Consider the following 18361-nt stretch of genomic DNA (forward strand, 5'->3'; position numbering starts at 1 on the left):
ATTCGTCCACATGACCTTGACCGTCCGGTTATCGGTCTGGCATATAAATATGGACAAAATAGTCCTGCATCGACACTGGTCCTTACCTCTCCCCATTATGGGATGGGAGTTTCCTTTCCTTCCTCCAAGGTAGGATGGGGGCGGTCTCGCCCCGAATGACGGCCGGTAGTCCATCAGCCGAATGCTGGTCCATCTCGGTCCGCCTCACCCGTGCCCTCAGGGCATAGTTGTTGCAGGTATTGGTGGCGCATCCACCGCTCACTATCTGGCTGATCTCATGCACCGTGAGATATCTGACATCCTCCTTGGCCTCCAGCAGGTTCCAGCTTACGAATCTCTCGCCCAACGCGAAAAGCCGTTCTTCCCCCATGCTCCTCCCCATCGCCCTGACAGACCGTGCCGTTTCCCAATATGAGTGGAACCGATTGGCTGTGGAGCGAACCTCATCCATTTTTTCCTGGGACATCCGGACGATGGCCGGTTCATGATGTTTCCTCTTGATCGTGTCCGGCAGGTGGCCCGTCCATTCGTCCAGCAATGAGAAATTTATTCCTACCAGCAGCCAGGCCGAGGTCTCTCTGAATATCACCTCGCGGACCACGTTCAGCACCTGGTCGAACTCCTGGAGCATCTCCTCCTCCGTCTCCCATTTTCCCTGCTTGCGCTGGATCTCCACCAGTTGTCCTTCAGATTCAAGGATGGCCTGCTCCAGGTTCAGGGCGATGGCGGATCGGCCGATGTCCAGTACCCGGTCGGCCGTTGCGTCATCGAGGGTGAAATATCCCCTTGCCATTGGGCTTTCGAAGAGACGGTCGATTATCGTCTGAGTCACCCCCGCTGTCTTCAGGACGGCGGCTATCTTGCTGAGGTTCCAGTAAGCGTGATGGAAGAACGTGCGCACGAACTGTAGGTCTTCCCCCTCCACCCGAAGGTCGCGCCTTATCCTGTTCCAGCTGGAATCCATAATCTCAGCCAGTACAGACCAGTTGAACGGGTACATCACACCCGGCAGGAACTCATCGGCCAGTACGTTAGAGTAGATATCGTCGCTCATCGCAGATTCTATTGCCCTTCCCGGCTTATCAACGTTCCCTGGGTAAATTTCAAGATGCGGGGAGGAGTATCAGGAGCGATGCGCTCTGCAACGGTACGAGGCGTGGGAATCGCCCTGCTCATCGTCGGGTTGGTGACGACCGCCTGGACGGTCTATTCGGGCCTGACCAAGTTCTATCTGGTGGTGATCGTGCCGGTCTTTGCCAGCGATAATGCTTTCGGCATGCTGCCGCTCTTGGCGATCTTTGCCGGGATCGTGCTGATCGCGCTGGCGCCGGCATTCTATGAGGATGATGACGCCCCTGCAGTAGAATCGGGACATGGCCAAGAAAGACCAGATCCCGGACGGGCCAAGGTAGGCGGTGTGGTCCTGATAGGCCCCATACCGATCCTGTTCGGGACGGACAAGAAGATGGCGCTCATGGCGGCGGGGTTAGCGATCGTGGTCCTGGCGATAATCGTTCTATTTCTGTTGTGAAAGGTATGCCTCGGCAGCCCGGACCAGGTCCAACCTCTCGCTTTGGGCTAGTTCGCGGATTTCGCTGATGATGCGAACGTATGAATGGTATTCTAGCCCGGCCCGGCGCATCTCCTTGCCCAGGACCTTCTCGAAAATGTCCTTCTTTCGCATGACGTCGATCGCCCTGCGCACCGCTTTGATCTCATCAGCGCTTAGCTGTGCCAGCGCTGAACCACCTTCAGGAAGTTCTTGAAGATCTCCTCTCCGTGCTCGGTGTTCTCCACCTCGGGGTGGAACTGGAGACCGTAATATGGACGGTCTTTCATCTTGACCGCCTCAACGGGACATGCGTCTGTGTGGGCCAGGATATCAAACCGGGGAGGTAGCACCTTCACCTCATCGTTGTGGGATTCCCAGACATTGAACTGCTTTGGCAGCCCTTCGAAGAGCTCGTCCTCCTTCTCGACATAGAGAGCGGCCTTCCCGAACTCCGCCTGGTTGGCGGCCTCGGTGGTGCCGCCGAAGTGCGTGCACATGAACTGCATCCCGGCGCAGATCCCCAGGATCGGAAATGTAGCCCGGTCCAGGTATTCCCCGTTGCAGCCCATGCGGCAGTCGTCCGTGGCGACGTGCGGAGAGCCTCCGGAAAGTACCAATGCGTCCACCTCCCCGATCTGGTCGAACGGGGTGGTGTTCGGCAGGATCTTCGTATCGACCTTGAGGTACTTCAGGACCCTCCATTCTCTGTGGGTCCATTGACCCCCATTGTCAATGACGTAAACCTTCATCGCGTGATGCAATGGGCAGGTCATTAATAAAATCGATGTCCGGCCCCTTCGGGCGGCCTATCCTCATCTGCCCGTTTCTGATGGTGCTCCCTTCGACTTGCAGGCCTTGCATTCCCTTCGCCTGATCAGGAACCCCGCCCCGAAGAGCAGAGCCAGGAAAAGGCTGCCCACTCCGAACCAGCTGCCCGTCGTCAGGATAAGGATGCCAAAGATCAGGTTCACTGCGATCAATAACAGCAGAAGCAGGTCAACGGCGTCGATAAGGCTCTTTCCGCAGCGGTCGCAAACATACATCGCCCCTCCATGGCATCGCTGACCTAATCAACCCTCCCACAGTGATCGCATCATATCTTCGCCATGAACCGCATGGTCAAGAAAAAGTATTAAGAATCGAAATCGAGGTAGTGCCAGACATGAAGGCCGCGGTTTTCGACCTGGGTCACACGCTCATCGATTACTATAGCAACTGGGAGGCACCCGAGCTCAAAGCCATCGAGAGGTCCTACCGGCTCGCCGCAGAGAATGGGTGCGAGGCCGGGCCGGACAAGTTCCAGTCAGACCTGAAGAAGATGTTGGTGGATGGACGGGTCCGCAAGGAGAAGGAATTGGTCGAGATCCCCCTGTATCAGGTCCTGGACACGGTCTACCAACGACACGGCTGTGATGTCACGGACGAGATGTTGGTCGAAGGGATGGACATATTCTATGGGGTCCTGGTCGAGGACAGGAGGCTGGTGCCGGGGACGATCGAGATGCTGGAACTGGCCCGGGACAGGGGTTACGCCATTGGACTGGTGTCGGACGTGGCCTGGGGCCTGCCATCCGATTACCCTCAGAGGGACATGGGGCATTTCCATCTCACGGACCATTTTGACGATATGGTCTTCTCCACGGACGTGGGCCTGAGGAAACCGCACCCTAAGATGTTCAAGATCGCCTTGTCAAACCTCGGGGCTGACGCCGACCGGTCGATCTTCGTAGGCAATTCCCTTCAATGTGATGTGAAGGGCGCTTTAGGGGTCGGAATGAAAGCGGTCCTTAAGAAATCGGACTATTATCAGCCCGATGATAGCATAGTTCCAGACGCCAAGGTCGATCAGTGGTCGGAACTCACGGCGATCCTGGAAGAGAACGATGCTGCGTGATCACTCCCACTCGATCGTGGCCGGGGGTTTGTTGGTTATATCGTAGACCACCCGGTTCACTTCAGCCTTCATCTCATTGGTGATGCGCGTCGATATCTTCTCCAGGACCTCGTGCGGTATGCGCGAATAAGCGGCGGACATGCCATCGATCGACTCCACTGCCCTTACCGCGATAGTGCGGCCGTAGGCACGTCTGTCCCCGTGGACCCCGACCGACTGGACCGGCAGGAGAACGGCAAAGTATTGCCAGGGCAGGCTCATGATCTTCTTCGCGGCGGCCATCTCCAGCTCCTCCTCGACGATGGCGCAGGCCTCCCGCACCACTTCCACGTTCTCGCGGGTCGGCTCACCGATGACCCTGATGGCCAAGGCCGGGCCGGGGAAGGGCTGGCGTTCTGAGACCTCGATCTGCAAATATCTTGCCAGCTTTCTGACCTCGTCCTTGTAGAGGTCGCGAAGGGGCTCCACCAGCGTCAGCTCCATGTCGTCTGGCAATCCTCCAACGTTGTGGTGGCTCTTGATGGTGTCGCGGAGATGGTCCCCCGACTCGATCCAATCAGGGGCAATGGTTCCCTGGACCAGATAGTCGGCCTTGTACGCTTTGGCCTCACGCTCGAAGACCCTGATGAACTTCTCCCCGATGATCTTCCTCTTCCTTTCCGGTTCAGTTATTCCCTTGAGGGCATCGAAGAACTCGTCCGAGGCATCGATGAGGCGATAGTTGATATTCAGCCTGGAGAACATCCTGTCGACCGCCTCGGTCTCTCCCTTTCTCATGAAGCCGTTGTTGACATAGACGGTCAGGAGCCGGTCCCCGATGGCCCTGGACACCAATACCGCAGCGGCAGTGCTGTCGACCCCGCCGGAGCAGGCGATGATGGCCTTTCCCTTGATCGATGTCTTCAGCTCTTCGATCTTCTCATCCGTGAATTCCTTGGGGTCGAACATCAGGCCTGCACCTCTTTGGAGTCCGTCTCGATCTTGTCCGCCATCTCTTTCCGGTATTTCTCCAGTTCTGTGGCAAGACGAGGATCGGAGATCGCCAGCATCTCGACCGCCAGTATGGCTGCGTTCTCGCCCCTGTCCAGGCCGACGGCGGCGACAGGGATCCCCGGAGGCATCTGGACGATCGACAGAATGGAATCGAGGTTGACCGCCCCGCTCACCGGGACACCGATGACCGGCTTGGTGGTGTAAGAAGCGACCGCTCCAGGCAGCGCCGCCGCAAGCCCGGCCACGGTGATGAATATCTTCGCATCGCTCTCACGCACCATGTTCCAGAGGCGTTCAGGGGTTCGGTGGGCAGAGGCCACTACGATCTCGGACCCGACTCCGAACTTTTGCAGCAGGGCGAGCGCTTTCTTGCCGATCTCTAGGTCGCTCTTGCTTCCAAGGATGATGAGGACAACGGGCATTGGATGGACTGACCCATTTCTTGTTTTAAAAAGTATCGGTACGACAGCGATCGGATATTGACCAACGATGGTCTAGATCAGCCTTTGCTGGCCTGGAACCACTTTGGGCTCTGGACGGCTCATTTCGGAAGGAGCGGGGGCTATCGAAAGAGATCCGGAATAGGTCCTGAGTATCTCATCGACGAGGGTACCATCGAGCTCGCCGGGTGCGATCCACTCCGCCTCCATGTCATGCGCGACTATCACTGGCATTCGATCATGAAGGTCAGCCATGGCCTTGGCTGCGGCAGTCGTCACAATGGTGAAGGTTGACAGAACACTGCCATCACCTCCCTGCCAAACATCATAGAGCCCGGCCATGGCGAAGTAGTCCTGATTCCGGACCTTGATCACGTAGGGCACCCTTCCATCCTCCTTTTTCCACTCGTAGAAGCCTGAAGCGGGAATGAGACAACGTTTTCTTTTCAACAGGATACGGAAGGACGGTTTCTCATCTAAGGTCTCCGATCGTGCGTTGAACATCTTGCTGCCGATCTTGACATCCTTCGCCCAGCTCGGAACGAGGCCCCATTGCATCTCGACCACCCTTCTTCCCTCTAGGTCGAATATCACCGGCGCTGGCTGTCCTGGCGATATGTTGAGCCGGGAGGTGCGGGCGATCGAATCCTCAGGGAGCTCGAAACGCTCGAAGAACCTGGCCGTAATGGTCAGCGCGAACCTGCCACACACGCGTTACCATAGGAGCTGGCAGGGCATAAAGGATGTGGAAGGGTGGCCTGAACCGAGATAAAAAATGGAGAAAAGTTAAAGGTATTTTGGGAAAGGGTTTTCGTGATTAGCTCTTCATGATCGCGAGCAGGAAGACCCCGACCGCGATGAGCGCCCCGATTACCGCCGCGATTATGTTGACAAAGGCGGTCCAGATCACATTGCTTATGCCAATCGCTTTGCCGTCAACGGTGAACAAGAGCGGTCCACCATACATGGTCGCGTAGATCCAAAAGATGGCGACTACCAGCCCAACGACCAGCAGAACGACACCGATGATCCTGCTCTTGCCGCTTCCGAAGTAGGCTGTGAAGGCACCCGCTAGCACCATGAACAGGCCGAAAGTCAGCAGAAGTACTGTCAGGAATTCCATTAAATTCATCTTTTCTCACCCTTCTCATTTCATGTCTGAGATATCGGTGTCGACGACTGCTTGGGAGGCCTCGCTTAGCGATGTCCAGCCCAATGCCATACATTCACCTTGGCGGCCCTTTACGGTTTCCGTGTTATTAAACATTTCCCCGTTCGAACGTAACCAGACAATTATCCCAGCCAAGCCAGAGTTGCAATGATCGTACTGTGTCATAGGACGGACCTTGCCCGTTCCAATACCTCTGGCCATTCAGGGATGTTGGTGAGCGATCCGCTAGCCTCGATCACGAAGGAGGCGGCGGCGGCTCCGAAACGTGCGCTGTCCTTGATCGAATAATTCCGGTAAAGCCCCGCAAAATAGCCGGCCCTGAACGCATCCCCTGCCCCAGTGGTATCGATGACCTTTGTCGGTTTGACGGCTGGAATCTCCAATTCACCTTCCTCCGTATAGATGCGGCTTCCCTTGGAGCCGATCGTGTTGAACAGAACGTCCACATGATCCAAGAGGTCCTCCGGACGCTTGGCCTCCAGGTACCTCATGGCGGTCTTGAGCTCGTTCTCGTTGCAGAAGAACATGTCGCACATGCCTATGGCCTGCCTGAAGGCCTCCTCGGTCCAGATGTGATGGATCTCCTGGGCTGGATCGAAAGAGATGTTCTTCCCAAGTCTGACGCACTCCTTCATCAGGCGCAGGTAATATTCCGGACGGCCGGTCATGATGTGGATGAACTGAGCCTCGTTTGCCGCGTTCATCCTGAGCTCGAACTCCTCCATCCTTCGCATCGGTCCCTGGTAGACGTACGCGATCTGGTCATGGGCCCTATCCGACACTATCCATACGGTCGGGGTCTCGTATCCGTCCACCTCCACCAGGTCCCGTAGATCCACCCCTTTGGCGATCATGAGCTCCCTGAACTCTGTTGGCATGTCCTTGCCAACATACGACGCGAGGGCTGTGGGCACTCCCAGCGAGGCGGCAACCGTCGCCACGTTCGCCCCTGTCCCTCCAAAGTATCTCTGCTTCTCCACGACATCGACGGACGTGTTCTTTTCCGGGAACCGTTCCAGCGACATGATGAAGTCCAGGTTCGTATGGCCGAATACACAGAGGAACGGGATCAAGGTCAGGTCCCTTCCTGCCATGCCTCTAGATATTTCTTCTGGGTCGGGGTAAGCTTATCGATCCCCACGCCCATCGTGCGTAGTTTGATCGTAGCGACCTCCTCGTCCATCTCCGGAGGGACATTGTAGACCTCTGCCTTGAGATTCATATGGTTCTTGACCAGGTGCTCCAGGGAGAGCGCCTGTATGGAGAAGCTCATGTCCATAATCTCAGCTGGATGGCCCTGACCCGCGGCCAGGTTCATCAACCTTCCTTCGGCGATCAGGTAGACCTTGCGGCTTCTCGGCAGGTCGTACTGGTCCACGTACTCACGGACCCGGACCGGCTTGGAGCCGTATGATTCCAGCGCCGGTTTAGAGACTTCGTTGTCGAAGTGACCGGTATTGCCGAGCACACACCCGTCCTTGATGACCTCCAGATGCTCCTTGGTGATGATGTCCTTGCATCCCGTGACGGTTATGATGATGTCAGCCAGCTTGACCGCCTCCAGCATCGGCATGACACTGAACCCGTCCATCTTAGCCTCGATGGCTCTGATCGGGTTCACCTCGGTGACGACGACGTTGGCGCCCAGTCCTTTGGCCCTCATGGCGACCCCTTTCCCGCACCAGCCGTAACCGGCCACGACCAGGTTCTTTCCCGCTACCAACAGGTTCGTGGCATTCATCCAACCATCGAAGGTGGACTGACCGGTCCCATACCGGTTATCGAACAGGTACTTCATCTGGGCATCGTTCACGGAAATGACCGGGAACTTCAGCCTTCCCTCTTTGGCCATGGCCCTCAGCCGTATGACCCCGGTCGTGGTTTCCTCGTTCGCCCCCTTGATGTGGGGCAATTGTTTCTGGCGCTCGGTATGAAGCATCGTGATGAGGTCTGCCCCATCGTCGATGACGAAGTCGGGGTCCAGGTCCAGCACGGCGTTCAGATTGTGATAGTATTCCTCGGTCGATTCCCATTTCTTGGCATAGGTCTCGATGCCGTATTCCTCCCGCAGAGCTAGAGATACTGAATCGTCGGTGGAAAGGGGATTGCAGCTGGCCAGCCTGACCTTGGCTCCGGCCTTGGCAAGGGAGACGGCGAGCATCCCGGTCTTGGCCTCGACGTGCAACGCCATGCCGACCTTGACGCCCTTAAGCGACTGTTCCTTGACCAGCCTCTCCCTTATCTCCTTTAGAACTGGCATATGGGAGTTGGCCCATTCCAGCCTTCTCACTCCCTTCATCAGCAGATCGTTATCTGTCATAGAACCACTAGGCCTACATGCACCAGAGGGAAATTATGTTTTGGATGACAGTTCGAACTTAAGGTGGTCGGATATGCCCTTCAGGATGTGACCCAAATTGCGGCGGTTGTTGAACCCCATGATCAGATCGCATCTTCTTCCTGCATCGCCGGTCAGTTCCCCGACATGGGCGATGAGGTTCGGCACTGCCCTGGTCAGTTCGTCGGTGATGCTGACATCGGCCGCCATCGAGGTCCGGGACACTGGGTTCAGGTCGATGGCGATGACCTTCTTGCCCGCCTTAACGAGCGCTTCCGCACGATCGCCATCCTCTAAAGGAATGAGCACCACGTCGGCCATCCCTATGCCCTCAGTGGCACTAAGTGCCCGATCAGATGCTATCCCTTCCAATGTAAAGTCCTGGACCCTGCCGAGCACATCCTTGGCCCCTAATGATTCCAGATATCCACAGACGAGCTCGATCCTTTCCACCGAACGATGGAAAAGATTGACCTCGAGCCGTGCGTTGATAGCCTCGGAAAGTTGTATGAGCTCCTTCCCGGCAAGTGCAGCGGCGTTCCCGTTGACAGTAATGACGGGGCGTTTTGCTTCCATGAGCATCGCTGCCGCCACACGTTCAGCCATTTCAGCTGGGGGTAGAGTGATTTCTCCTAGAAGGTAATCGAACGCCTCGCCTCGGCCATGTGCGATCAGCCCTGTCGGCGCTACGATGCCCTTCCTCATCATCTCTGACATCGTCTCTCTGGTGACTAATGATTTGTAGCGGGGGTGATCCCTTGAGATTTCCACAGTGACATTAGGAGAATCGCAGGTTTTAAATGCTTCCTGGGGTTTTTATGACCGGTATGCCCTTTGGCCATCGCGTATATGGCTAGCGTTATCAAAAAACCGAACCCTGTACAAAAAGAATAAAAGGCCAAAACGAAAACGTAATAAAGGTTTGCACAATTCTTATATAGTAAATGTTTACTTCTAGTAGCAACACCGGAAAAGAATCGGGTGTGAATTGGTGAACCATGCAGTTTCTTGGAAAAGTCCAAGAAGTGACTTTTGACGGCAGGATAATTGTCAAAGGCTCCTTTGCGCCGCAGATAAGGTCCAGAGTAGTCGACAACCGCAACAAGATTGTGGGGAAGGTCCTGCGTATCTTTGGTCCGGTTGATTCACCATATGTCACTGTTGAACCCACCGGTGATTTTAGCCTGCTCTCTGCCATAGGTAAGCAGGTGTACGTGGAAGGGGTAGAAGAACATGGCAAAACCAAAGGAAGGGACCGAAGAAGTTGAAAGATGCCCCGAATGCAATAGCGGGCATCTAGTCAGGGACTATGAGAGGGGTGAGCTCATCTGCGAGGAGTGCGGCCTCGTTATTGATGACCAGTTCATTGACCTCGGACCGGAATGGCGGGCCTTTGACGTAGAGCAAGGCGAAAAGCGGGCCAGGACCGGCGCGCCAATGACCTACACCATCCACGACAAGGGTCTTTCTACCGAAATCTCCTGGAAGAACAAGGACAGTTACGGCAAAAGCATCCCGACCAGGAACCGTGCCCAGCTGTACCGTCTCAGGAAATGGCAGCGGAGGATCCGTGTCTCTAACGCAACAGAAAGGAACCTCGCATTTGCCTTGAGCGAATTGGACCGTATGGCTTCTGCCATGGGTCTGCCGCGAAACGTCCGGGAGACCGCGGCCATGGTGTATAGGAAAGCGGTCAACAAGAACCTCATCCGCGGAAGGAGCATTGAGGGAGTTGTCGCCGCTTCATTATATGCGGCATGCAGACAATGCAACGTACCCCGTACCCTGGATGAGGTGGCGAACTCGTCACGCGTTGGACGCAAGGAGATCGGTCGTACGTACCGTTTCATGACCCGCGAGCTGAAGCTCAAACTGATGCCGACGCGCCCGCAGGACTATGTGCAAAGGTTCTGCTCGGAGCTAAAGCTCTCAGGTGAGGTCCAGTCCAAGGCAGCAGACATACTGAAGGACGCTGCAAAGAAGGAACTCACATCGGGCCGCGGACCGACCGGGGTCGCTGCGGCTGCCATCTACATAGCTTCGATCCTGTGCAACGAACGCAGGACCCAGCGCGAAGTGGCTGACATCGCAGGCGTAACTGAGGTCACTATCCGTAACCGGTACAAGGAGCTCACGGACAAGCTCGGAATCGAGATACAGCTCTAAAATCCCACTGGCCCGTCTTTTTAGGGCCTATTCATTCAAAAAACGCTAGATATTTAACGCTGGCGCGCAATTGGATTATATTCTCTGCGGTGTGAACTTCATGGAACGCAAGAACATGCTCCTGAAACCGATGGCTGTCTGGCTGGTCTTCGCAGGCATCCTTACCATAGTCACGATATTCTACGCCATCTTTGCTGTCAAGACCATCGGCGTCATCGTCGGCGTCCTGCTGATGCTCCTTTTGATCCTGATCGCCGCATGGGAACTTACTGTCGTGCGTTCGGTTTGGGGAAGCCAGGTCGGTGAACGGGAGAACATCATCCGCGCCATGACGGCCTCCTTCCTGGCTCGGATCCTTATCATATATCTGATACTGGATGTGAACGCGTTCGGTCAGATCGGCAATTTCGGCAGCCTCGGATCTGTGCAGCAGGCCGGGATCCTGTTCGTGTTCCTGTCCCTGATCTCCGCCGCGGTGGAGATAACAGTCCTTTTCATCGCAGTGAGGAGGAAAGAATACTTTCAGCCCTCGAAGGAAGAGCTGGAGAACGCTCTGCGGAAGATGGGCGGTGCCGGAATCAAGTCCGTTTCCGAGTGTCCCAAGTGCAAGGAACTAGTGGAGCTCGACTGGAGCCTATGCCCGAACTGTGGTGCGGCCCTTCCGAAATACTGTGCCAATTGCGGTAACGAGCTCACGGGGAACCAGGACACCTGCCCCAAATGCGGGGCAAACGTCGAGCCCCCCAAGTCCTTGAACGCCATGGTCCAAACGCTAAAGGCCAGTGCCGAATCCCCGGCGATGAAGGAGACCAGCTCGGCGAGATATGCCCGGCTGGCAGAGGCACAGTTGAAGAACGGTGACGTGGAAGGGGCAGTCGATTCCTATAGGAAGGCCATCCAATACACCGAGTTCAACCGGAAGAGAACAAATTTCATGGTCAAGATGGCGATGGTGCTCTACAACACTGGAAAGAAAGAGGAGGCCATGAAGCTTCTGGAGGAGTCCCTGAGCATGGAACCGGAGGATTGGGCAGGGGCAAAGAAGGTCATCGATAACATCAATGCAGAAGAGGCCAAGCCTAAGGGCGACGCCTGCACCGGCTGAACAAGACCTCTACGGTTTGACGCGCTTCAGTTTCATGTATCCGATGGAGTCCTTGGACACGCAGGCGAACAGGATGTCCTTCTTGACGCCATGCGCCAGCCTGATGGCTCGCGAGATCTCCGCCCAAACGGTGGAATAATCGTCTGGCACGGCATGCACCAGATATTCAGAGTGATGGCTGGACGGATCGCCCTTATAGACCCGGAAGTGAGTTCCGTACTTGAAACCGGTCTTGACCACCAGCTTCCGGTTTCTCAGGTCCGAATAGGCGAGCAGCCTCATGTCGAAGTCGGGCTGGATCTCCTTCGCCCGTTTTAGGAACGTTCGTTCCGCCATCTTTCTTCCCGTCCCGACCGCCCGAAGAGATAAACGGCCATGTTCGATGAGATAGGCGGTCTCGATGAACGAGAGCTGCAACATCTTGCCGATCTTCTTTCCGTAGAATCCATACTGGTAGAGCTTGGTGCCCAGGGATTCGTCCAGCACAAGGATGCTCCCTTCCATGAGGAGTCCCTCTGGCACCTCCTTCATGGCCTTGTCGTTCAGCTCTCCCTTTGGATCTGCGTTCTCGGCGGTGTAATAGGTGATGTCCCCCTCCTCGTCCACCACTGCGAGCAACAGGTCCTTCCTGGTGCGCTGCGACATCTCAGCCTGACGCATCAGTTCGACTATGTTGAAGATGTCGCGTTCAGAAATCGCCAAGACCCAAAGGTTGGTCTGGGTAGTGCTTGGGGTGCCACCACGCGGATACAGTCTGAAATTGAAATCGCCCGAGTCGGTCTTGACGATGTATCCACGCTGCCTCAGGTCCCTGTAAACTATGAAACGGGTCTCCAGATCGTTGTGCAGGGCGGCCGCACAGGTCATCAGCCCGGCAAAATCGATCTTCTGGTCATCCACCAAGATCTCGATCCGGTCTCCTTCCAGCAGATGCAACGCCTCCAGCAGGTCCAGATGAAGCGATCCGCCGGACTGAGGATATCCAAAGAACCCTTTGCTGTATATCTGGCTGGCCTCCCTTTCTTCCTCAACGACCACGGTGTCTCCGACCAGTTTGCCAGACATTGAAGCTTGAAGACCGAGGGCGTAGTTAAAGTTTGACCCGGATAAGCAAACCGGGAAGTAGGGAGGTCCAAAGAAGGTTATTTATCCTCAATAAATACTCTATTACTATGTTAACAACAATTAGTTAACATCTAGGAAGTGAAAATAATGGATGAATTGGACGTTCTGCTCTCAGTGATCGAGAATCCCACCCGCAGACGGATTCTGGAAGCTTTGGTAAGAGAGCCCCATTACCCCCTGCAGCTCTCCCGCGAGCTCGGCATGAGCCAGCAGATCATCATGAAGCATCTGAAGGTATTGGAGGAATGCAGAATGGTGCGTTCGTATCCAGAGGAGAGCGATCAGGGCGGACCGATGCGGAAGCGATACGTCCCGATCAGCGGTTTCTCCATCATCGTGGACGTCGGTTCGGGCATGTTCAGCGTGGAGTCGATGCGCCGGGAGATGGATGATGAGCCCGAGCATCATCATGAGAAGACCCGGGGTGAGCAGGGAAACAATGAGCTCACCGAAAGGGTTATGGCACTCCGGCAAGAGTTAAGTATTTTGGATGGTCGGATGGACGAGCTCCGTAAGAAGAGAGAGGAGCTGATCGACCAAAAACAAAGGCTGCTGGACGAGGCCGTTCATTTGGTCGAGTCCGCTACCTTGGACTATGGCCAAAGACATGTGGTCTTTGAATATATCCAGCATCCGGACATCGATCCGGACCAACTGGCCGACTATCTAGGGCTGAGGAATGATGTGGTCCGGGAGATACTCGGACCATACCAAAGAGGAGATGAACAAGATGGCTGAAAAGAACAGGGCACAAGAAATGGCGGAGAAGTACATCGCGCGTGTCAAGATCGCCAAGGACGAGGCGAAGAAAGCCTTCGAGAAGAGCATGTCTGAGCTGGACCAGATCGGCACCGACATGTACGAGGACATGAGGGTCAACCTGAAAGAGAACGGTGTCGACCTGGACAAGATGCAGGCTAAGATGAAGGAAGGCCTGATGAAGGACAAGGACGAGCTGCAAAAGAACTTCTGGCACATGGAGAGCCGCTTGGTCAAGTTCGGGGAGGACATCGAAAAGGAGGTCCGAAGGACCTTTAAGCAGCCTTAATATAGAAGAACAAATAATGTACTATATCATAATAGGTTGTCAACCCATGGTTGATATCCAAGAATGGATCATGGAACGACCGTAATCATAACAAGAAGGACTGAAGATGAGCGATTCCGAAAAAGTGCTTAAGGTGGCAGAAGCCAAGTCAAAGGATGCCGGAAGAGGCATAGCCAGAGTTGACCCGGCAGTCATGGAGGTGCTTGAGATCACCGCCGGCGATGTCGTCCAGATCGAGGGCAAGAAAAGAACGGTGGCGATCGTCTGGCCAGGCTATAACGAGGACGCTAACCGGGGCTTGATCCGCATCGATGGCACGATACGCCGCAATGCGAGCGTCGGCATAGACGACAAAGTGGCCCTGCGTAAGGTCAATGTCAAGCCAGCCCAGAAGATCGCGTTCGCGCCCATGGAAGAGCTCAAGATAATGGGGGGCGAGGAATACCTTGGCCAGGCCCTCGAAGGAAGGGTGGTCACCCGTGGTGACGTCATTGAGATCAACGTCATGGGACGCCGGATAGACCTGGTCGTGATGACCCACGCACCGTCCACAGATGCGGTCATGATAATGCGCGACACCGATGTGAAGATCTCCGAGAAGCCGTCAAAGGAAGGCATGTCGAAGATCCCCAAGGTCACCTACGAGGACATCGGCGGACTGGGTGACGAGGTGAAGAAGGTCAGGGAAATGATCGAGCTCCCGCTGCGTCATCCGGAACTGTTCGAGCGCCTCGGGGTGGAAGCGCCCAAGGGCGTGCTTCTGCATGGCCCTCCAGGTACTGGCAAGACACTGCTGGCAAAGGCCGTGGCCGGGGAGACCAACGCCAATTTCATCTACATCGGCGGACCGGAGATCATGTCCAAGTTCTATGGAGAATCCGAGGAACGCCTTCGTGAGATATTCAAACAGGCGGAGGCGAACGCGCCGACCATCATATTCATCGACGAGATCGATTCCATCGCGCCGAAGCGCGACGAGGTCACCGGTGAGACCGAAAGAAGGGTGGTGGCCCAGTTACTGGCTTTGATGGACGGTCTGGAATCGAGAGGGAAGGTCGTGGTCATCGGCGCCACAAACCGTCCCAACGCGCTGGACCCGGCGCTGCGGCGTCCCGGCCGGTTCGATCGGGAGATCGAGATCAACATCCCGAACCAGGAAGGACGGTTGGACATCCTGGGCATTCACACCAGGGGCATGCCGCTGGAGAAGGACGTGGACCTGGAGAAGCTGGCCCGGTTGACTCACGGATACGCCGGGGCCGACCTGCAGGCACTGACGAAGGAGGCGGCCATACACTCTCTGCGCCGGATACTGCCGGAACTGGACCTGGAGCTCGAGAGCATCCCGTCCGAAGTGCTGGCCAAGATAGTGGTCAAGAAGGATGATTTCTTTGCGGCGCTGAGGGAGATGCAGCCGGCGAGCCTGCGCGAGGTTCTGGTAGAATCGCCGAACCTGCACTGGTCCGACATAGGCGGTCTGGCCGATGCCAAGAAGGAGCTCGTCGAGGCGGTGGAGTGGCCGCTCAAGTACGGGGCCCTCTTCGACAAGATGGATGCCAAACCTCCGAAGGGCATACTGCTATACGGACCACCGGGCACCGGCAAGACCATGCTGGCCAAGGCAGTGGCCACAGAGAGCGAGGCGAACTTCATCAATGTGAAGGGGCCGGAGTTCCTGAACAAATGGGTTGGGGAATCGGAAAAGGCGGTGCGGGAGACGTTCCGCAAGGCGCGTCAGGCAGCCCCATGCATCATATTCATGGACGAGATCGATTCCATCGCCCCGGTGAGGGGGACCGGCTCGGACTCCCAGGTGACCGAACGGGTCATCAGCCAGCTGCTGACGGAAATGGACGGGCTGGAGTCATTGCACAACGTTGTGGTGATCGCCGCCACCAACCGTCCGGACATCATCGACCCGGCCCTGATGAGGCCAGGAAGGTTCGACAAGATGGTGCAGGTGAAGGCGCCGGACCTGGAGACCAGGAAGGCGGTGCTGGAAGTGCATCTCAGGTCGAAGCCTCTGGCGGCGGATGTCAATGTCGACGAGATCGCCAAACGCACCGACGGCTATACCGGGGCGGACCTGGCCGCCGTGGCCAATGAAGGCACCATGCTGGCCATCAGGGAACTGGTGGCTGAGGGCGAGGACGTCACGGATGAGAGGATCAACATGAAGAAGGTGACAATGGCCCACCTGCTGAAGGCGATCGAGAAGTTCCGTCCCATATCCAAGAAGGAAATGAACAAGTTCGAGATGGCCTACAAGGATTTCGAGTATGTCAGGTGATGAAGAATGGCAAAAACGGAGAGGAAGAGGACTGATGACATCAACGACAACTTCTCCAATTTCGATGAGGAGTTCGAGGAGATGAGAGCACGCATGGACAGGATAATGGAACAGATGCTTACGGGTGAATTCGGTCTCGGTGGAGAAACAAAGATGTACGGAGTGTCGATGAGGATGGGGCCGGATGGGCAGCCCCATATCCAGGAGTTTGGGAACGTCAAGCCAATTGCACCAGAAAAGGTGAAGGAGATCTCACCGATAGAACCCCTCGTGGATGTGCTCCAGGAGAAGGACAAGGTGCGGGTCATAATCGAACTTCCAGGAGTGCAGAAGGATGACATAGGCGCCAAAGCGGATGGCCTTTGGCTCGAGGTCTCCGTGGACACTGAGAACAGAAAGTTCTCAAAACGTATCGAACTCCCTTGCCCGGTCAGATCCGGTACTGAGGCTGTGAGCTATAGGAACGGCGTACTGGACATCACCTTGGATAGGGAACCGCCTAAAAGACGGAAGAAGAAGACGATCGTCGAGTGATGACCGTCTTCCATTTTTTTTTCCTTTTTTCAGCTCCAGACCTAGAAATTCCGTAGTTCCATGGCCTCGGTTTTTCCCAATGGTTATATAGAAGAACAGATGAATCTAGTGCTTCGTGCAGCGCGATGAGCTCATCAACGGCGTGAGAAACACGCTCGAGAAGGTCGGGTTCACGGTCTCCAAGCCGCTGAACATGCGCAGCATAAGCTTTGACATTGTTGCCAGGCGGGACAAGACCCTGCTGTTGGTCAAGATCCTCTCCAATGTCGACGCTTTCTCCAAGGACAATTCCGAGGAGGTGAAGACCCTGGCAGAGGCTCTGGGCGGCTCACCCCTGCTGGTCGGGGAGAGGTCCGGCGCGGGGGAGATAGAGCAAGGTATCGTCTATTCTAGATTCAGCGTTCCCATCGTGTCCCTGAACACGCTCAAGGACCTTCTTCTGGAAGAGGTGCCCCCATTCATCTTCGCCGCTCCGGGCGGCCTGTACGTCAAACTGGACAGCGACCTGCTGAAACGCCTTAGGGAGGAGAAGAGCATCTCCCTGGGTAACCTGGCAGAGGTGGCAGGCGTGTCGCGCCGGACCATCCAGATGTACGAGACCGGCATGGGGGCGATGATCGATGTGGCCATCCGTCTCGAGGAGTTCCTGGACCAGCCGATAGTGCTGCCGGTGGACCCCCTCAGCTACAAACCGGAGACGTCCGAAAGGCCGAAGGTCAACATGGAGAAGTATGACCAGTTCACCAGAGAGGTGTTCTCGATCCTCACCGGGCTGGGACTGACCATCACCCCTACCCAGAAATGCCCGTTCGAAGCGCTGACGGTCGATCGTGACATGCTGATACTGACCGGCCTCGGCAAGGACGATACCAAGCTCCGGGAGAAGGCCCGGGTGGTGGCTGACATATCCGTCGTCACCGGTCGCGAGTCGGTCATATTCATCGAGAAGGTGCGCACGCGCCAGAGCATCGAAGGCACCCCCCTGATCGGACGCGATGAGCTGCAGAAGATTCAAGAGTCGGAGAAGCTTCGGGCACTGGTCAGCAAGAGAAGTGAACCTGATGAGAAGCGTTGAGATCGACGGCTCCACGATACTGTTCCTGCCGGTCGTGAAGGGCCTTGTTTCAGAGGGAGAAGCGGTGGAGAAGGCCATCAACGATGAGAACCCGGATGTCATAGCCATCTCGGTATCCAAGGAGGAACTGGCCGCCTTGGGGAACAAGGAGGACTATGACAAGTACGAACCGAGCGACATCGAGGAGATCTATTCGGTCCTGCTCGAATCCTTCGGAGATGTCAAGATACCCCCTCCAGGCTATGTGAGGGCAAGGGACGTCGGCACCGAAATGGCCATCGCCCTTATCCCGATCGACATGAACGAGGAGCTCTACACCGAGACCTATTGCCGCGAGGTCGGGGGGACCGACCTTATCCGGGAGTCCATGTTCGTCAAACGCGCGCAGCGTAAGCGCTTCGATCTGTCCTCAGCAGGGGCATTCGCCGTCGATTGGGACAAGAAGGTCAACAAGCCCGGCGGATTCCGCAAGCTCAATGCGGAACGCGAGGAGCACATGGCGGAGGCGCTGGGAAAGCTCGCCGGAAAATACCGGAAGATCATGGCGGTCATCGAGTACGAACGGGCGGAGAACGTGGAGAAGCTCCTGACGAGTAAATCAGCTCAACATTCTTAAATAGCGCCCAGCCG

Annotated in this window: 23 protein-coding genes; 11 read left to right on the top strand and 12 right to left on the bottom strand. The window is 56.0% G+C overall.

The window, feature by feature from the left end; all coding sequences use genetic code 11:
- Nucleotides 1-82: 82 nt before the first annotated feature.
- Entirely contained in the window at nt 83-1054 is a 972-nt protein-coding gene (locus VGK23_11125; protein ID HEY3421091.1) for a hypothetical protein, read from the bottom strand.
- Nucleotides 1055-1132: 78 nt separating this feature from the next.
- Between VGK23_11125 and VGK23_11130 the strand changes: the two genes are divergently transcribed.
- A complete protein-coding gene (locus VGK23_11130) occupies nt 1133-1531 on the top strand; it encodes a DUF131 domain-containing protein (protein HEY3421092.1) in 399 nt (132 codons plus the stop codon).
- On the opposite strand, the gene VGK23_11135 is transcribed toward VGK23_11130, so the two are convergent.
- The 3 genes from VGK23_11135 to VGK23_11145 all read right to left on the bottom strand — a co-directional run bounded on the left by VGK23_11135 (nt 1517) and on the right by VGK23_11145 (nt 2595).
- On the bottom strand, nt 1517-1705 hold the full coding sequence (locus VGK23_11135) for a hypothetical protein (GenBank protein ID HEY3421093.1): 189 nt from the start codon (nt 1703-1705) through the stop codon (nt 1517-1519). The two genes, VGK23_11130 and VGK23_11135, sit on opposite strands and share 15 nt — an antisense overlap.
- Before the next feature lie 20 nt (nt 1706-1725).
- Entirely contained in the window at nt 1726-2301 is a 576-nt protein-coding gene (locus VGK23_11140) for a GMP synthase subunit A (protein ID HEY3421094.1), read from the bottom strand.
- 63 nt (nt 2302-2364) lie between these two features.
- Nucleotides 2365-2595, bottom strand: a complete 231-nt coding sequence (locus VGK23_11145; protein ID HEY3421095.1) for a hypothetical protein — start codon at nt 2593-2595, stop codon at nt 2365-2367.
- 119 nt (nt 2596-2714) lie between these two features.
- On the opposite strand from VGK23_11145, the gene VGK23_11150 reads away from it, so the two are divergent.
- A complete protein-coding gene (locus tag VGK23_11150) occupies nt 2715-3446 on the top strand; it encodes an HAD family hydrolase (GenBank protein ID HEY3421096.1) in 732 nt (243 codons plus the stop codon).
- Here VGK23_11150 and guaA read toward each other — a convergent pair whose 3' ends face one another.
- The 7 genes from guaA to VGK23_11185 form a co-directional block, all read right to left on the bottom strand.
- Nucleotides 3447-4394, bottom strand: a complete 948-nt coding sequence (guaA, locus tag VGK23_11155; GenBank protein HEY3421097.1) for a glutamine-hydrolyzing GMP synthase — start codon at nt 4392-4394, stop codon at nt 3447-3449.
- Nucleotides 4394-4861 carry a 5-(carboxyamino)imidazole ribonucleotide mutase gene (gene purE, locus VGK23_11160; GenBank protein HEY3421098.1) on the bottom strand — a complete coding sequence of 156 codons (468 nt, stop codon included), beginning with the start codon at nt 4859-4861 and terminating at the stop codon, nt 4394-4396. The genes guaA and purE overlap by 1 nt, the downstream gene beginning before the upstream one ends.
- Nucleotides 4862-4933: 72 nt before the next feature.
- Entirely contained in the window at nt 4934-5590 is a 657-nt protein-coding gene (locus VGK23_11165) for an SOS response-associated peptidase (protein HEY3421099.1), read from the bottom strand.
- A gap of 106 nt (nt 5591-5696) precedes the next feature.
- A complete protein-coding gene (locus tag VGK23_11170; GenBank protein ID HEY3421100.1) occupies nt 5697-6011 on the bottom strand; it encodes a hypothetical protein in 315 nt (104 codons plus the stop codon).
- A 200-nt stretch (nt 6012-6211) separates the two neighbouring features.
- Nucleotides 6212-7144, bottom strand: a complete 933-nt coding sequence (locus VGK23_11175) for a carbohydrate kinase family protein (protein HEY3421101.1) — start codon at nt 7142-7144, stop codon at nt 6212-6214.
- A complete protein-coding gene (locus tag VGK23_11180) occupies nt 7126-8370 on the bottom strand; it encodes an adenosylhomocysteinase (protein ID HEY3421102.1) in 1245 nt (414 codons plus the stop codon). The genes VGK23_11175 and VGK23_11180 overlap by 19 nt, the downstream gene beginning before the upstream one ends.
- Before the next feature lie 33 nt (nt 8371-8403).
- The gene (locus VGK23_11185; protein ID HEY3421103.1) at nt 8404-9159 is read right to left on the bottom strand and encodes a phosphopantothenate/pantothenate synthetase; all 756 of its coding nucleotides are present in this window, start codon (nt 9157-9159) and stop codon (nt 8404-8406) included.
- 227 nt (nt 9160-9386) lie between these two features.
- Here VGK23_11185 and VGK23_11190 point away from each other — a divergent pair, with 227 nt between their 5' ends.
- From VGK23_11190 to VGK23_11200, 3 genes are all read left to right on the top strand, one after another.
- A complete protein-coding gene (locus VGK23_11190) occupies nt 9387-9656 on the top strand; it encodes a Gar1/Naf1 family protein (GenBank protein ID HEY3421104.1) in 270 nt (89 codons plus the stop codon).
- On the top strand, nt 9622-10554 hold the full coding sequence (locus VGK23_11195) for a transcription initiation factor IIB (GenBank protein ID HEY3421105.1): 933 nt from the start codon (nt 9622-9624) through the stop codon (nt 10552-10554). The genes VGK23_11190 and VGK23_11195 overlap by 35 nt, the downstream gene beginning before the upstream one ends.
- A gap of 100 nt (nt 10555-10654) precedes the next feature.
- Complete coding sequence (locus VGK23_11200) at nt 10655-11659, top strand: tetratricopeptide repeat protein (GenBank protein ID HEY3421106.1); 1005 nt, start codon at nt 10655-10657, stop codon at nt 11657-11659.
- A gap of 9 nt (nt 11660-11668) precedes the next feature.
- Here the strand turns inward: VGK23_11200 and endA are convergent, their stop codons facing one another.
- Entirely contained in the window at nt 11669-12724 is a 1056-nt protein-coding gene (gene endA / locus VGK23_11205; protein HEY3421107.1) for a tRNA-intron lyase, read from the bottom strand.
- A 147-nt stretch (nt 12725-12871) separates the two neighbouring features.
- Here endA and VGK23_11210 point away from each other — a divergent pair, with 147 nt between their 5' ends.
- From VGK23_11210 to VGK23_11235, 6 genes are all read left to right on the top strand, one after another.
- Entirely contained in the window at nt 12872-13522 is a 651-nt protein-coding gene (locus VGK23_11210) for an ArsR family transcriptional regulator (GenBank protein ID HEY3421108.1), read from the top strand.
- Nucleotides 13515-13832, top strand: coding sequence for a hypothetical protein (locus VGK23_11215; protein HEY3421109.1), 318 nt, complete (start codon nt 13515-13517; stop codon nt 13830-13832). Before VGK23_11210 ends, VGK23_11215 begins: the two co-directional genes overlap by 8 nt.
- 106 nt (nt 13833-13938) lie before the next feature.
- Nucleotides 13939-16122, top strand: coding sequence for a CDC48 family AAA ATPase (locus VGK23_11220; protein HEY3421110.1), 2184 nt, complete (start codon nt 13939-13941; stop codon nt 16120-16122).
- 6 nt (nt 16123-16128) lie between these two features.
- A complete protein-coding gene (gene hsp20, locus VGK23_11225; GenBank protein ID HEY3421111.1) occupies nt 16129-16656 on the top strand; it encodes an archaeal heat shock protein Hsp20 in 528 nt (175 codons plus the stop codon).
- A 115-nt stretch (nt 16657-16771) separates the two neighbouring features.
- On the top strand, nt 16772-17731 hold the full coding sequence (locus VGK23_11230) for a transcriptional regulator (protein HEY3421112.1): 960 nt from the start codon (nt 16772-16774) through the stop codon (nt 17729-17731).
- Complete coding sequence (locus VGK23_11235) at nt 17718-18347, top strand: hypothetical protein (GenBank protein HEY3421113.1); 630 nt, start codon at nt 17718-17720, stop codon at nt 18345-18347. The genes VGK23_11230 and VGK23_11235 overlap by 14 nt, the downstream gene beginning before the upstream one ends.
- Nucleotides 18348-18361 lie beyond the last annotated feature (14 nt).

The sequence above is a fragment of the Methanomassiliicoccales archaeon genome, from assembly GCA_036504055.1.
GTDB lineage: Archaea > Thermoplasmatota > Thermoplasmata > Methanomassiliicoccales > UBA472 > DASXVU01.